Source organism: Pedobacter sp. UC225_61 (genome assembly GCF_044452285.1).
GTDB lineage: Bacteria > Bacteroidota > Bacteroidia > Sphingobacteriales > Sphingobacteriaceae > Pedobacter.
Genome location: NZ_JBIOAL010000001.1, coordinates 3,091,454 through 3,106,389, shown reverse-complemented (window position 1 = coordinate 3,106,389; position 14,936 = coordinate 3,091,454). Strand labels below are relative to the sequence as shown.

The following is a 14,936-nucleotide window of genomic DNA, read 5'->3' as shown; positions in this document are numbered from 1 at the left end:
GTATTGCCAAAAAGACCAAGAAGAGTATAAATAGAAATTTCAAGATTATGTTTTCCGATAAAGATATAGCACATTTCTCTAAATTAGAAACTCCGTTTTACTATTACGATTTGAATTTGCTTGAAAGCACTTTAAATGCATGTAATAAAGCTGCGAGTGCATACAAGTTTCATGTGCATTATGCGATGAAAGCTAATTTTAATACAATTGTATTAGAAAAGATTGAAAAAGTGGGTTTCGGTGCAGATTGTGTAAGTGGAAATGAAGTTAAAAAAGCATTAGAACTAGGTTTTACGAAAGAAAAAGTTGTTTTCGCTGGGGTTGGTAAATCTGATAAGGAAATTAATGAGGCATTAGATAATGATATTTTTTGCTTTAATGTAGAATCTGTACAAGAACTTTCAGTAATTAATGAATTGGCAGAAAAGAAAGGGAAAATTGCAAAAATTGCTATTCGAATTAACCCAAATGTTGATGCACACACCCATGCCAATATCACCACTGGTTTAGATGAAAATAAATTTGGTGTAAACTCTTGGGATATGCCAGCATGCGCAGATGTTTTGAATATTTCTCCGAATTTACAATTCATTGGTATTCACTTTCATATAGGTTCTCAAATTACCAACTTAGATGTCTATAAAAACCTTTGTGTTCGTGTAAATGAATTTGCTTCTTGGTTTGAAGATCATGGATTTAAAGTAACTGTGTTAAATGTTGGCGGTGGTTTAGGTATCGATTATCATCATCCAAATCAACAAATTCCAGATTTTGAATCTTACTTTAAAATTTTCGCAGATTTTCTTGAAGTAAAATCTTATCAAGAAGTCCATTTTGAATTGGGTAGAGCATTAGTTGGACAAAGTGCATCGTTAATTAGCAAGGTACTTTACGTTAAGAATGGTAAGAAAAAGAATTTTATCATTTTAGATGCTGGTATGACAGAATTAATGCGTCCAGCGTTGTACCAAGCGTACCACCAAATAGAAAATTTATCACAAGCCAATAAAGATATTACTAAGTACGATGTGGTAGGTCCAATTTGTGAGAGTACAGATTGCTTTGGTAAGGAAGTAGAATTGCCAGAAACGTTTAGAAATGATCTTATTGCTATTAGAAGTGCAGGTGCATACGGTGAAGTAATGGCATCGCATTACAATTTAAGAGAGAGTGTACAAACAGTTTCTAGCGAGGACCTTAATTCCTAAATTTTTTAATCTATTTCAAGATAAGTTTACATTTAGTCACCTACTTTATTTAGTCCTAATCTTCCTTTATTTTATATCACTTTTCACTGAATTGTTAAGTAGTATACACTTGGTTTTAGTTTGGTTAAGTCCGCATAGAGTCCGCGTCAAGTCCGCGTTTTACCGAAAAAAGGCGGACTTAATGCGAATTTTATGTGCTGTTATATAAATGAAGACTTATAAATGAATATTTATAAGGTATCTTAACGATATTAGCTATGTTATTTTATAACTCAGCCATCCTAATCAGTACGTATATTAAAAGCTAGAGATTTGGCCCCTCGCTATGTAATTAAATTTAAATTAAAGCTTTTAAAAAGGGGATTCTGTGAAAATTATTTACGTTTTGAACTTACAAAAACGACAACGCCAGCAATTAAAACTATTCCGCCAACATATGGTGGCCAGTTAACTGATTTTTCTTTATCTGCAGATACTTGAATAGGTCCAGCATCGATTACTTTTTCTTTTTGAGTATACGTGAATCCTGTCCAAATTAATAATACAATTCCAAGTACGATTAATATTATTCCTAATGTTTTGCTCATAATAATTGAATTTTATTATGGAACAGACTTAAATGCAAAATTGTTTTAAAATGAGTAGCCTAATGTAATTTTGCCTGAGGAATTCATTAAATTATTACCATTGCTAATTATCCCGTAAGCATTTCTAATCTTTAGGAAAAAAGAAAAATCGGAGGCCATGCCGTTAATTTTTTCAGATGTATAGTTAACGTTATGTTGTAAGCCTAAAGTTGCTCCTAAAAACAGACGAAATCCATATTGTCTATCTCTATTTTTTTTACCATACCAAATAACTTCCGTAGAGCCACCTGTAGTATATAAAGTTGTTTTATCTGATGCAATGGATAAAGGATCGTGTTTTCCTCTTTCTTTTTTACTAAAAGAAGAATAGCTTCCTCCTTCAAAAACTAAAGAGTTTTCCCAATTTAATACTCTAAATTCTGTATTACCCGATTGTTCGGCATAACCAATAGATGTTCTTAACCCAATACCATGAAAGCCTTTTCCATAAAACTCTTCACTTATTTTACGTTGTGAATTATCATAACCTCTAGATGTGCCACCGAAATAAGCAAAGCCACCATAAGAGAAATTAATATTTTCTAGTACATGAGAACGGTTATAATTAATAAATCCCATTACCATTTCTCCTGTTTCATAGGGTAGGCTGTTGTTAGAAAAACTTACGCTTAGGTAATTTTTCGTTTTTACACTATCTGCCACCATAGGTTTTGGTAAATATGAAACATGATTTGATGTAGACGCAGGTGTGTAAAATACGGGTAAATTGCTATTTAAGCTACCGCATGAAGAAATAATAGTGCTTACGAGAAAAAGCAAAATGAGTAGGAAACAATTCCTTTTGATAAACATATTCGAGAGTGTTGATTAAAGATTTTAGACGATTATTATTTTTTATTTAAGCAAATATATAAGGCTTGTGTTAAAATATGATTAATCTTTTCTATAGGAAGATCTTCGTTTTTATCAATCAATAAAATTTTTATTCGAGAGCGTTTTTCTACTAATAAATTTACATCGTCAATTAAATTTCCATCGACAAAACCAATATATGGGTTTTTATATTTTTTGTGCAGCCACAAATAACAAAGTGGTTTTCCATTAAAATAAAAAAATGGAAGCTTATACTTCCATTCTGCAGTAATTTGCGAACTGTGTTTTAAAATAATTTCTTTTAGTGCAAGTAAACAACCTCTTGTTGGCTCTTCATATTTTAAATAGAAATTATCTAATTCACTTAACATTAATGTTCAATCTCAAAAAAGTCAGCCAATCCACCTAAAAAATATTCTTCAATTCCTTCTGTAAAATCTTTATAATCTTCATCAGGAATATTAGTTTGAACAAATTCTAGAGAAGTACCTTTTTTATCTTCATGTAGTTTAATAGTGACTATTGATGGCTCACCATCTTCTCCAAAATACCATTGCTGTACAATTTTTTTATTGGGCTCAAACTCAATGTTTTTTCCTACAATATCACCATCCCAAAAAGAAAATTCTGTTCCAGCTTCTTCTGTAAATTCAACTTCAGCTCCAGTCCATAGTTGAATACTTTGAGCTTTAGTCAATGCTAAATAAACTTCTTCTGGCGGAGCAGGTAGCGGTAGGTATTTTTTAAAATTCTTCATTAATGAATTGTTAATTGAAAATTGTGAACTGGAAATTATTTAAAGGCATTTAATCCGGTTACATCCATTCCCGTTATTAATAAATGTACATCATGAGTCCCTTCATAAGTGACCACAGATTCTAAATTCATCATGTGACGCATAATCGAATATTCTCCAGTTATACCCATTCCGCCTAGCATTTGACGAGCATTACGAGCAATATCTAAAGCAATTTCAACGCTATTACGTTTTGCCATCGAGATTTGCTCAGAGGTTGCTCTATTTTCGCTTTTTAAAACCCCTAAACGCCAAACTAGTAACTGGCCTTTTGTGATTTCTGTAATCATTTCGGCTAATTTCTTTTGTTGTAATTGAAATCCACCAATTGGTTTTCCGAATTGAATGCGCTCTTTAGAATAGCGTAAAGCAGTATCATAGCAATCCATTGCAGCGCCTAAAGCTCCCCAGGCAATACCATAACGAGCTTGATTTAAACAACCTAAGGGTCCTTTTAATCCTTTAATATCTGGGAAAATATTTTCTTTTGGAACTTTTACATTATCAAAAACTAATTCGCCAGTAGCAGATGCTCTTAAACTCCATTTACCATGAGTTTCTGGAGTGCTAAAGCCTTCCATACCACGTTCTACTACCATTCCACGGATTTTTCCTTCTTCATCTTTAGCCCAAACTACTGCAATATCTGCAAACGGAGCATTTGAAATCCACATTTTAGCACCGTTTAAAAGATAATGGTCGCCTTTGTCTTTAATATTAGTTACCATTCCACCAGGATTTGAGCCATGATCTGGTTCTGTTAAACCAAAACAGCCCATTAATTCGCCTGTAGCCAATTTTGGTAAATATTTTTTACGTTGCTCTTCGGTACCATAAGCATAAATAGGATACATTACTAAAGAACCTTGAACAGATGCGGTAGAACGAATTCCAGAATCTCCGCGTTCAATTTCTTGCATGATAATACCGTAAGCAGTATAATCTAAACCTGCTCCACCATATTCAACCGGAATTGTGGGTCCAAAAGCACCAATTTCTCCTAAGCCTTTAATTAAATGTTTTGGGAATTCAGCTCTTTGCGCATAATCTTCAATGATAGGACTTACTTCTTTTTTAACCCAATCTCTTACAGTTGAGCGAATTAAAAGGTGTTCTTCTGATAAAAGTTCGTCTAATTGATAATAATCTGGTGCTTCGTAAAGATCTTTCTTGGCTGATTTATTCATGTTTTATAACTATTTGGTTTATGCTTTTCGGTAAAACCAAAGGTAATAATTTACTATAATGACTAGTTAAAACCGTTAAAAAAATTAATTTTGCTACATATTATTGCTTTAAATTAGCTAAACCTAATGTTTGTACAAACTGTCGCCTTAAAAGATGTTAAATTTTATGCTTTTCACGGATTTTATCCTGAAGAACAGCTCACCGGAAGTCATTTTTCTGTAGATGTTGAGGTAAATTTTATTCCATCTGTCGATACTGAAGATTTGAATCAAACAGTAAATTACGAGGTGATCAACTCAATTCTTATATCAGCTATGCAAGACACTCAAAAATTGCTAGAAACGGTTGTTAAAAATATAATAGATGAATTAATTAAAATCTATCCATTTATAACTACTGCTGTTGTTGGAATTAAAAAACTACATCCACCAATGCCAGGTGAAATTGGCCATTCTTTTGTTCAATTGACTTATACTTCTTCAAAATAAAAATGGAATACACTAAAATAAACAGCGCTATTTTAGCAGAAATTGAAAATGCTATTGGTGCAGCAAATGTTTTTGTTGATAATGAATCGTTAGCGAATTATGCTCATGATGAAACGGAAGATCTGAAATATTTTCCTGAAGTTGTGGTTAAACCAAATGATACTGCGAGTGTTTCAGCTTTGCTTAAAATATGTAATCAATATCATGTTCCAGTTACGCCAAGAGGCGGTGGCACAGGTTTAAGTGGAGCTGCTTTGCCAATTTTTGGCGGTGTTTTATTGTCTATGGAAAAGTTTAAAGCCATTATAGATATCGATACCGAAAATTTACAAGCAACTGTCGAACCTGGCGTAATTACTGAAGAATTTATGAATGCAGTTGCTGAAAAAGGATTGCTTTATCCTGTGGATCCAAGCAGTAAAGGTTCATGTTTTATTGGTGGAAATGTGGCGCACGGTTCTGGAGGTCCAAGAGTGGTTAAATACGGTACGATTCGTGAATATATTCTTAATTTAGAAATTGTGCTAGCAAATGGTGATGTAATTTGGACAGGCGCCAATACATTAAAATATGCTTCGGGTTATAATTTAACACAGTTGATGATTGGTTCTGAGGGCACTTTAGCTGTGGTTACTAAAATTGTAACAAAGTTGATTCCAGCAGTTAGTCAGACAGTATTAATGTTAGGTTCTTTTGCTACGAATGAACAGGCTTGTGCAGCAGTTTCGGCTATTTTTAGAGCTGGCATTACACCATCTGCTTTAGAATTTATGGAAAGAAAAGGAGTGGAATGGGTGATAAAATTCGATGATATTAAATTTGACTTGAAAGATGATATAAATGCATTTTTAATGATTGAATTTGATGGTGATGACTTAGATACGATATTTAAAGATTGTGAAAAAGTCAATATGGTGTTGGAAGAATTTGGTTGTACTGATGTTCTTTTTGCTGATACGGCACAACAAAAAGAAGAAATTTGGCGAATGCGCAGAACTATGGCTGAATCTGTAAAATCAAATTCTGTTTATAAAGAAGAAGATACAGTAGTTCCAAGAGCAGCATTGCCGAAATTAGTACATGGAATTAAAGAAATTGGGGCTAAATATGGTTTCGAAAGTGTATGTTATGGGCATGCAGGAGATGGGAACTTACACATCAATATTATTAAAAGTGGCATGAGTGATGACGATTGGAACCATAAATTAAAAGATGGAATAGTAGAAATTTTCGAATTAACCACTGCTCTAGGTGGAACAATATCTGGTGAACATGGAATCGGTTTGGTTCAAAGAGACTATATGCCAATAAAGTACAGCGACATTCATCTGAATTTAATGCGTAATATTAAACAGGTTTTTGATCCAAAAGGAATTTTAAATCCGGGTAAGATATTTAATTAGTTTGTTGATTTTTAGATTTGGTTGATTGGAATAAATTAGTGGTCAATAAATCAACCAAATCTAAAAAACTAATCGTCTAACAAACTAGCCAGCGAGTTGCTCAAACTCCATCATTTTATTTCTTTCTCTTTCGGGTATCTGAACAGGTTTTTTTGAGCTATAATCAAAAGCCACACAAACTGTTTTTCCTTTACTGCAAGTAACTTCTTTACCATTTACATCTTTTACGATCAAATATTCCAAATCAAAACTTGTAGTTCCAATTCGGGAGGTACGTACATACATCGTTATTTTATCACCTAAGAAAAGAGGAGCAAGATAATCAATTGATGCCTGGCCAATTATCACACCTGTTTTGTGCCAATCCCAATTTATAGCATGATTCCAATATTTTGTTCGCCCAATTTCCATGTAAGTAAAGTAAACAGCATTGTTTACATGTCCCAACATATCTAAATCTGCGAAACGCATTTCAATAGTCGTTTTATACTTAAAACTGTCTATGTGACCCAATGAAACTGACTTATTGTCTGTTTGTTTTTCTTTTTTACGCCAAAATGTCTTAAAAAACATAAAATTTTAGGTTGGAATGAGGTTTGAATATTAGCAATTATAATTTAAAAATATATAACGGAGGATTTAAAAATGACTTTAGTAAAATTTAACAACAAAACAAGAAACACAGCACCATACTTTAACAATGTTTTCGATTCTTTGTTTAGTGATGCATTGAATAAAAATTACGGTGTAAATAAGGTGCCTAATGTAAACATTTATGAAAATGCTAACGATTACAAAATTGAAGTTGCTGCTCCAGGCTTAAATAAAGAAGATTTTAAAATTGATCTTAAAAAAGATAATCTTTCTGTTTGGGTAGAGAAAAAAGTTGAAAATACAGATGTACAAAAAGATTATACACGTAAAGAGTTTGAATATAGTTCATTCGCAAGATCTTTTGTATTACCAGAAGGAATTGATGCAGAAAAAATTAGTGCAGAATATATAAACGGAATTTTAACCATCACCATTGGTAAAAAAGACGAAGCTAAAGAAGCACATAAAGAAATTGTAGTTTCATAATACAATAGTTTGATTTTGAGTTTAAGGTTGATAAGGGCGCATCGAAAGATGTTGCCCTTATCTTTTTTATAGCCGATTAGGTTCATTAGTCATTGGTTAATTAGGTTTAGTGCTTAGTCAATTGAACTAATGAACCACTGACGCTACTGAACTATTGAACCAATTAATACAATTGAACTAATGATTTTTGTTATTTTTGCAGCATGGAAAGAGAAATCCTTGATACCAAGCGTAAAGCCTTAAAAATAAACCTAAATGAACAAATTTATGGAACATTTGCAGAAATAGGTGCAGGGCAAGAAGTAGCACGTAATTTTTTTACAGCTGGCGCCGCTTCTGGTACAGTTGCTAAAACCATGTCGGCGTACGATATGACTTTTAGTGATGCAATTTATGGCGCAGAAGCTTCTGGTAGATATGTAAGTCAAAATAGACTTTTAAGAATGCTCGACCATGAATTTGGGTTGCTTAACGAACGATTGTTGGGTGAAAAATATGATAATCGTACTTTTTTCGCATTTGCTGATACTGTTACTACCTTAAATTTTAAACGTACAAATGAGCCTCATGGTTGGGTAGGAATACGTTTTCAAAATGAACCAGGAGGTTTACCAAACGAAATATTTTTCCACGTTCGGTTATTAGATACTGACGTGAATATGCAGCAACGCGTATTAGGCATTATTGGTGTGAACTTGGTGTATGCAGCTTTTTACCATTACCATGAACCTAAGGTAATGATAGAGTCATTAGCAGATAATTTAACTGTTGGATCGGTAGAAATTGACTTAATTTCAGTAAAAGGACCAGCTTTTGGAGAGGTAAATAATACGCTTTTAAATCTTTATTTAATTATGAAAGATTTTTCTGCAGCCGCTATTTTTGATGCAGATGGTCATCCTCGCCAAGCGAAAGATTTATTATATAAAAAAGATATTATGATTTTAAGGACTAAATATGGTCAGAAATCATTACCTAACTTTAATTTATTTAATAAGGCGACTGATCAATTTAAGCGCACCAATGCTGTTGAAGATGGAAATCTTGCAGTAATGATTGAGGTTTTACTAACTAACGTTTTAACAAACGAGCAAGAAACACCTGATGATATTGATTTGGAATTTGTAGCTAAAAGGGCAGAGGATATGTGTAAAACAGGAAATTTAGTAATTGTTTCTAATTTTACTCGGCACAACAGATTAGCTAAATATTTAGGGCGTTGCAAACCTAAAAGTGTTGGAATTTCAACTAATATAAATAACCTTAAATTCGTTTTCAATTCTAAAAATTTCGGTGATAATTATTCAAGTCAGTTGTTAGCCTATGTAAGTGATATGTTTACACAAAACGTAAAACTTTTCGCTTATCCTTTTATGGATAAAAAGACGAATACAGTTATTTCTACTGAAAATATGCCTGTAACTCCAGACGCAAAACCATTGTTTGATTTCTTACTGATTAATGGATATATAACTGATATTAAGGATTATAGCGAAGAAGATGTTAAAACGGCTTAATGGAAAAGTTTAAGCAAGAAAAAAGCACTTTACATCCTAGAAATAAGCATCGTTCGAGGTATGATTTTAAAGCGTTAATTAATTCGTGTGCAGAGCTTGAAGATTTTGTTTCCATAAATAAATATGGTGATCAATCAATTGATTTTGTCAACCCAAATGCGGTTAAAGTATTAAACAAAGCCCTATTAAAACATTTTTATCAAATAGAGTTTTGGGATATCCCAGAAGGATACCTTTGTCCACCAATTCCAGGCAGAGCAGATTATATCCACTACGCATCAGATTTATTAGCTTCATGTAATAATCAACATATTCCAACTGGTAAAAAGATAAAAGCTTTAGATATTGGTGTAGGTGCAAATTGCGTTTATCCATTAATTGGTCATCAAGAATATGGATGGAGTTTTGTAGGTTCTGAAATTGATGATATGGCTGTTCGTTCTGCTAAAAATATTGTTGATGTCAACACTTCTTTAAAAAATGCAATAGAAATTAGATCTCAATTGGTTAAAAATGAAATATTTAAAACAATCATTCATAAAGAAGAGCGTTTTGATTTAATTATTTGTAATCCTCCTTTTCACGCATCAGCCGAAGAAGCAAACGCTGGTTCACAACGGAAAAATAGAAATTTAGGCAATAAAAATTACACTAAACCTATCCTTAATTTCGGTGGACAAAACAGTGAATTATGGACAAGAGGTGGTGAAGTTGCTTTTGTTGGAAAAATGATTGAGGAAAGTAAATCCTATAAAAATCAATGTTTTTGGTTTACCAGTTTAGTTTCTAAGAGTGAGAATTTAGCCTCTATTTATGCAATGTTAAAAAGAGCTGATGTATTAGAAATTAGAACAAGCGAAATGTCGACAGGAAATAAAATCACTAGAGTTGTGGCTTGGACTTTCTTAGATGAAAACCAACAAAAAGAGTGGATTAAAAACTGGTAGTTTCATTCTTCACAATCGACATCTGTTATTAAATCAATTTTTTTATCTTGCAGTATGAAACTAAATCGATTTATCTTTTTCTTGTTTGTGCTACCTTTATTTTCTCAAGCACAAACATCAGGAAATCCCATATTTCCAGGCTGGTATGCTGATCCAGAAGCTCAAATATTTGGTAAAACATATTGGGTTTATCCAACCTATTCGGCTAAATATAAAGAGCAGGTTTTTATGGATGCTTTTTCATCAAAGGATTTAATTACTTGGACGAAGCATGAAAAAATTCTAGATACATCAGCCATTAAATGGGCAAGTAAAGCGATGTGGGCTCCATCAATTACTAAAAAAGATGGGAAATACTATTTATTTTTTGGCGCAAATGATATTCAAAGCGATAAAGAAATTGGTGGAATTGGTGTAGCAGTGGCAGATAAACCAGATGGACCTTTTAAAGATCATTTGGGAAAACCATTAATCGATAAGTTTTATAATAAAGCGCAACCAATTGATCAATTTGTATTTAAAGATAAAGACAATCAGTATTACTTAATTTATGGTGGTTGGTCGCATTGTAATATTGCTAAATTAAATAATGATTTTACAGGGTTTATTCCTTATGCTGATGGTAGTACATTTAAAGAAATCACTCCAGAAGGATATGTAGAAGGTCCTTTCATGTTCATTAGAAATGGAAAATACTATTTTATGTGGAGTGAAGGCGGTTGGACAGGACCAGATTATTTTGTTGCTTATGCAATGGCTGATTCTCCATTAGGACCATTTAAACGTATTGGTAGAATATTAAAACAAGATACTACCATTGCAACTGGAGCAGGGCATCATTCTGTAATACATGATGCTAAAAAAGATTTATATTATATTGTTTATCATCGCAGACCGTTGGGTGAGAAGGATGGGAATCATCGTGTAACCTGTATAGATGAAATGTCTTTTGATAAGGATGGATTGATTAACCCTGTAAAGATTACAAAAGAAGGAGTGAAAAAAAATAAATTGTAGTTAATTGTTATTCAAAGTATTAACTTTTCGCTTGATAAATATCTTTAACTACAATTTCCATTCTTCTTTCAGGAGATGCTAAAGCTTTAAAGCCATATTGTTCATACAAACCATGTGCATCTAATGTTCCTAAAGTATAAGTTCTTAAACCCTGTAAATCTGGGTGAAACATCATTAATGACATTAGTTTTTTAGATAATCCTAATCCTCTAAATTGTTCTTCAATATACACATCACATAAATAAGCAAAAGTAGCCCTATCTGTAACCCAACGAGCAAAACCAGCTTGTTTACCATCTTTATATACTCCGAAACACAAGGAATTAGCAATAGATTTTTTGACCAGTTCTAACGGGATGCTTTTTGCCCAATAAGATTGTGTGCTTAAATAATGATGAACAGCAGTTATATAAACTAAATTGCTATCATCGGAGAATATGAAACCGTTTTCTTTAATTTCCATTTAAAATATAGTAAATAGTCGATAGTCTATGGGCCATTGACCAAATGCTTAAATTAATTAGTTTCTCATATTAATAAATTGTAAAGGCTGCCCAAAATCTTCTCCTCTGCATAACGAAATTACTTTTTGTAAATCATCAATACTTTTGCTTTGCACACGAACTTGATCATCCATCATAGAAGCTTGAACTTTTAGTTTGCTGTCTTTAATTTTAGCAACAATTTTTTTTGCCGCTTCCTTATCAATTCCCTCTTTAATTTTTAGTTCTTTTCTAATCATGTTGCCAGATGCAGCAATATCTTTCCCGAAATCCAAACTTTTTGGGTCTAAATTTTGTTTCATCATACGAGAGATAATCGAATCAGTGATGGCCTTTAAACGCATATCATCTTCGGTTACAATAGTTATGACGTTCGTTTTTTTATCTAACTCTACTGTACTATTCGAACCATTAAAATCATAACGGTTTAAAATCTCTTTTTTTGCATTGTTGATGGCATTATCTAGTGTTTGTGCATCTACTTTGCTTACGATATCGAAAGTGGGCATAATTTTAGCTTTAATTGATAAAAAATAATAGATTTAATAATAATTACCATACAAAAAACGCGAAAAAATATATGAAAACCAATAAAACAACAGCTCAGAAAAAAATAACAAAGAAAGCAGCGAAGAAGCAGCTTGAACAAACTTTAACAGCAAGGTTTTTAGAAACAGTCAAAGGCTTGGGTCATAATGCAGAAATAATTGCAGAAGATATTGCAAAAGCTAGTAAAGTAGCTGCTAAAAAGCTATCTAAGAAATTTAATGAAATGAAAGAAGCAGTTGGACATAAAATTGAAGATGTTTCAGCTGCAAAAAAGGCTGCACCTAAAAAAATAAAATTAGCTAAAAAAGATGCATCTAAACTGATGAAAAAGGTAGATAAATCTGTAACTAAAGTAGTTAAAAAAGCAGTTGCTAAAGCTAAACCTATTGCATCAAGTGTAAAAGTGGCAAGTATTGAAACCGAAGAAAAGGCAGCTGCTGTGCTTAAAAAACCAGTAAGAAAAGCGGTAACTAAAACTAAGGCTATGGCAAATAAAACAAAAACAACAGTAAGTAGCGAAAAAAAACCAGTTGTAAAGGCGGTTGCAAATAATCCTGTTAAGAAAGTTACAGCTAAAGCTATTCCTGCTAAAAAAAATACATCGAGCACAAAGTAAATTCAAGTGTCAAATTAGCTATTAATTAACACTAACTTAACACTAAAATTTGCAGATTTGGAAATCTCTCGATTACTCGGGAGATTTTTTTGATTTTTATACATGGCTAAAAAGAAGCTACCATTTTTAAATAGAGAAATAAGTTGGCTATATTTTAATGAACGAGTTTTGCAGGAGGCTGCAGATGAAACGGTTCCGTTAATTGAGCGCATTAAATTTCTTTCTATTTTCTCGTCAAACCTCGAAGAATTTTATCGAGTAAGAGTAGCTACATTAAGTCGATTAGTTAACTTAAACGATAAAGCAAAAGCATTATTAGGCTTTAATCCAAAAAAAGTACTAAACGAAATCAAAAATATTGTTGTTAAACACGAACGAAAATTCGAAAATATCTTTCAAGCCACGCTAATTAACGAATTAGCTCAAAATAGGATATTCATTTTAAACGATACTCAACTCAACGTATCAAGAGGGGAATTTGTACGAAACCATTTTAGAGATAGAATTCTATCCAATCTGGTTCCAATTATGATTGATTTGGATGATCCTTTTCCTGAGCTAAAAGATCGTTATTTGTACTTTTTTGTACGTTTAACAAAAAAAACAGGCAAAAAGAGCGAAAAATTTGCTTTGATAGAATTGCCTGAGAATTTACCTCGATTTTTAGTTTTACCTGAGACTAATGGATTGAAATTTATCATTTTAGCAGAAGATATTATTAAATACTGCTTAGATGATATTTTCTATGTGTTTAATTATGATGAAATGCAAGCATTTTCTATCCAACTAACGAGAGATGCCGAACTTGACATCGATAAAAATATAAGCGATAAGTTTATTGAGGAATTAAAAACCAGTCTCGATAAGCGTAAAAAAGGCAAACCAATGCGATTATTGTACGATACGCAAATGCCTTTTGAAATGTTGAGTGTTTTAGTCACTAAATTAAAAATTGAAGCTGAAGGACTAATTCCTGGTAACCGTTACCATCGTTTTGGTGATTTTATTGCTTTTCCAAATGTTGGTTCAAAAGATTTAGAATATGCAGTAAACGAGCCACTTAAGGTAGGTGGTTTACACAGAACTGAAAGTATTTTTAATAAACTTGCCAATCGTGATTACCTGGTGAATTTACCTTATCAATCGTACGATTACATTATTCTATTTCTTCGTGAAGCAGCGATTGATCCTAAAGTAACAGAAATTAACATTACACTTTATCGTCTTGCGGAAAATTCTAAAGTAATCAACGCATTAATTAATGCAGCCAAAAATGGTAAAAAAGTGAATTGTGTTGTTGAATTAAAAGCAAGATTTGATGAAAAAGCCAATATTTTTTGGACAAATAGATTAATGGAAGAAGGGGTAAATGTTAATTATGGTCTAACAGATTATAAAGTGCATTCTAAAATTTGCCTAGTAAAACGGATGGAAAGAGGAAGAGCTGTGTATTATGCAAATTTGGCAACCGGTAATTTTAACGAAAAAACTGCTCGAATTTATTGCGATCACAGTATTTTCACTTCGAAAAAAGAAATTACCTCCGATTTACTTAAGCTTTTTAATGCGTTAAATAAACGCACTGTAGCTAAAGATTTTAAACATTTAATCGTTTCGCCGTTAGACTCTAGAAACAAAATTTATGCTTTAATTAATAGAGAAATCAAATTTGCAAAAGCTGGTAAGCCTGCTTACATGATTTTAAAAGTGAATAGTTTGGCTGATGAAGGAATTGTTCAAAAATTATATGATGCCAGCAATGCAGGTGTTCAAATTAAGTTGATTGTACGTGGAATTTGTTGCTTAGTGCCTGGTGTTGCAGGATTCAGTGAAAACATTACCATTATTAGTATTATCGATAAATTTTTAGAACATGCCCGAGTTTTCATTTTTGGAAATAATAGTAAAGAGGAAATGTTTCTTTCATCGGCGGATTTAATGAGCCGCAATTTTGAACATAGAGTTGAAGTTGGATTTCCGGTTTTAGATGAAGGAGTGAAGCAGGAAATTAGAGATATTATCGAATTTCAGTTACAAGACAACGTTAAAGCACGAGATATAAATCGACTGAATAATAATAAATATCATAAAAATCGTTTAACAACAAAAATAAGAGCCCAAGTACAAACCTATAACTACCTTAAAAACAAACATCAATAACGCT

The 14,936-nt window shown here is 32.4% G+C and carries 17 protein-coding genes; 9 read left to right on the top strand and 8 right to left on the bottom strand.

The features are described from left to right. The first annotated feature begins 47 nt into the window (after positions 1-47). Positions 48-1,208, top strand: coding sequence for a diaminopimelate decarboxylase (gene lysA, locus ACHMWN_RS14180; protein WP_397302304.1), 1,161 nt, complete (start codon positions 48-50; stop codon positions 1,206-1,208). Positions 1,209-1,582: 374 nt separating this feature from the next. On the opposite strand, the gene ACHMWN_RS14175 is transcribed toward lysA, so the two are convergent. The 5 genes from ACHMWN_RS14175 to ACHMWN_RS14155 all read right to left on the bottom strand — a co-directional run bounded on the left by ACHMWN_RS14175 (position 1,583) and on the right by ACHMWN_RS14155 (position 4,651). Next, complete coding sequence (locus tag ACHMWN_RS14175) at positions 1,583-1,795, bottom strand: hypothetical protein (RefSeq protein ID WP_397302302.1); 213 nt, start codon at positions 1,793-1,795, stop codon at positions 1,583-1,585. Positions 1,796-1,840: 45 nt separating this feature from the next. Continuing rightward, entirely contained in the window at positions 1,841-2,500 is a 660-nt protein-coding gene (locus ACHMWN_RS14170) for a hypothetical protein (protein ID WP_397302300.1), read from the bottom strand. Positions 2,501-2,682: 182 nt separating this feature from the next. Further along, positions 2,683-3,039 (bottom strand): DUF1801 domain-containing protein, encoded by a 357-nt coding sequence (locus ACHMWN_RS14165; protein ID WP_397302297.1) that lies wholly within the window; start codon positions 3,037-3,039, stop codon positions 2,683-2,685. After that, complete coding sequence (locus ACHMWN_RS14160; RefSeq protein WP_397302295.1) at positions 3,039-3,425, bottom strand: SRPBCC domain-containing protein; 387 nt, start codon at positions 3,423-3,425, stop codon at positions 3,039-3,041. Before ACHMWN_RS14160 ends, ACHMWN_RS14165 begins: the two co-directional genes overlap by 1 nt. A gap of 35 nt (positions 3,426-3,460) precedes the next feature. Then, positions 3,461-4,651, bottom strand: a complete 1,191-nt coding sequence (locus ACHMWN_RS14155) for an acyl-CoA dehydrogenase family protein (RefSeq protein WP_397302292.1) — start codon at positions 4,649-4,651, stop codon at positions 3,461-3,463. A gap of 126 nt (positions 4,652-4,777) precedes the next feature. Between ACHMWN_RS14155 and ACHMWN_RS14150 the strand changes: the two genes are divergently transcribed. Beyond that, the gene (locus ACHMWN_RS14150; protein WP_397302290.1) at positions 4,778-5,140 is read left to right on the top strand and encodes a dihydroneopterin aldolase; all 363 of its coding nucleotides are present in this window, start codon (positions 4,778-4,780) and stop codon (positions 5,138-5,140) included. Between the two features lie 2 nt (positions 5,141-5,142). Beyond that, positions 5,143-6,543, top strand: coding sequence for an FAD-binding oxidoreductase (locus ACHMWN_RS14145; protein WP_397302288.1), 1,401 nt, complete (start codon positions 5,143-5,145; stop codon positions 6,541-6,543). 84 nt (positions 6,544-6,627) lie between these two features. On the opposite strand, the gene ACHMWN_RS14140 is transcribed toward ACHMWN_RS14145, so the two are convergent. Next, the gene (locus ACHMWN_RS14140) at positions 6,628-7,116 is read right to left on the bottom strand and encodes an acyl-CoA thioesterase (protein ID WP_397302286.1); all 489 of its coding nucleotides are present in this window, start codon (positions 7,114-7,116) and stop codon (positions 6,628-6,630) included. 72 nt (positions 7,117-7,188) lie between these two features. Here ACHMWN_RS14140 and ACHMWN_RS14135 point away from each other — a divergent pair, with 72 nt between their 5' ends. From ACHMWN_RS14135 to ACHMWN_RS14120, 4 genes are all read left to right on the top strand, one after another. Then, positions 7,189-7,623 (top strand): Hsp20/alpha crystallin family protein, encoded by a 435-nt coding sequence (locus ACHMWN_RS14135; RefSeq protein WP_397302284.1) that lies wholly within the window; start codon positions 7,189-7,191, stop codon positions 7,621-7,623. A 203-nt stretch (positions 7,624-7,826) separates the two neighbouring features. Then, positions 7,827-9,140: a nicotinamide mononucleotide adenylyltransferase gene (locus ACHMWN_RS14130; protein ID WP_397302281.1), complete on the top strand. Its 1,314-nt coding sequence runs from the start codon at positions 7,827-7,829 to the stop codon at positions 9,138-9,140. Then, a complete protein-coding gene (gene rlmF, locus ACHMWN_RS14125) occupies positions 9,140-10,087 on the top strand; it encodes a 23S rRNA (adenine(1618)-N(6))-methyltransferase RlmF (protein ID WP_397302278.1) in 948 nt (315 codons plus the stop codon). The genes ACHMWN_RS14130 and rlmF overlap by 1 nt, the downstream gene beginning before the upstream one ends. A 54-nt stretch (positions 10,088-10,141) precedes the next feature. Beyond that, positions 10,142-11,104: a glycoside hydrolase family 43 protein gene (locus ACHMWN_RS14120; RefSeq protein ID WP_397302276.1), complete on the top strand. Its 963-nt coding sequence runs from the start codon at positions 10,142-10,144 to the stop codon at positions 11,102-11,104. 19 nt (positions 11,105-11,123) lie between these two features. On the opposite strand, the gene ACHMWN_RS14115 is transcribed toward ACHMWN_RS14120, so the two are convergent. Both ACHMWN_RS14115 and ACHMWN_RS14110 read right to left on the bottom strand, forming a co-directional pair. Beyond that, the gene (locus tag ACHMWN_RS14115) at positions 11,124-11,567 is read right to left on the bottom strand and encodes a GNAT family N-acetyltransferase (protein WP_397302274.1); all 444 of its coding nucleotides are present in this window, start codon (positions 11,565-11,567) and stop codon (positions 11,124-11,126) included. A gap of 57 nt (positions 11,568-11,624) precedes the next feature. Beyond that, positions 11,625-12,116, bottom strand: a complete 492-nt coding sequence (locus ACHMWN_RS14110) for a YajQ family cyclic di-GMP-binding protein (protein WP_397302271.1) — start codon at positions 12,114-12,116, stop codon at positions 11,625-11,627. Between the two features lie 14 nt (positions 12,117-12,130). Between ACHMWN_RS14110 and ACHMWN_RS14105 the strand changes: the two genes are divergently transcribed. Next, positions 12,131-12,772, top strand: coding sequence for a hypothetical protein (locus ACHMWN_RS14105; protein ID WP_397302269.1), 642 nt, complete (start codon positions 12,131-12,133; stop codon positions 12,770-12,772). Between the two features lie 102 nt (positions 12,773-12,874). Continuing rightward, positions 12,875-14,932 carry a polyphosphate kinase 1 gene (gene ppk1, locus ACHMWN_RS14100; RefSeq protein ID WP_397302267.1) on the top strand — a complete coding sequence of 686 codons (2,058 nt, stop codon included), beginning with the start codon at positions 12,875-12,877 and terminating at the stop codon, positions 14,930-14,932. The last annotated feature ends 4 nt before the right edge of the window (positions 14,933-14,936 follow it).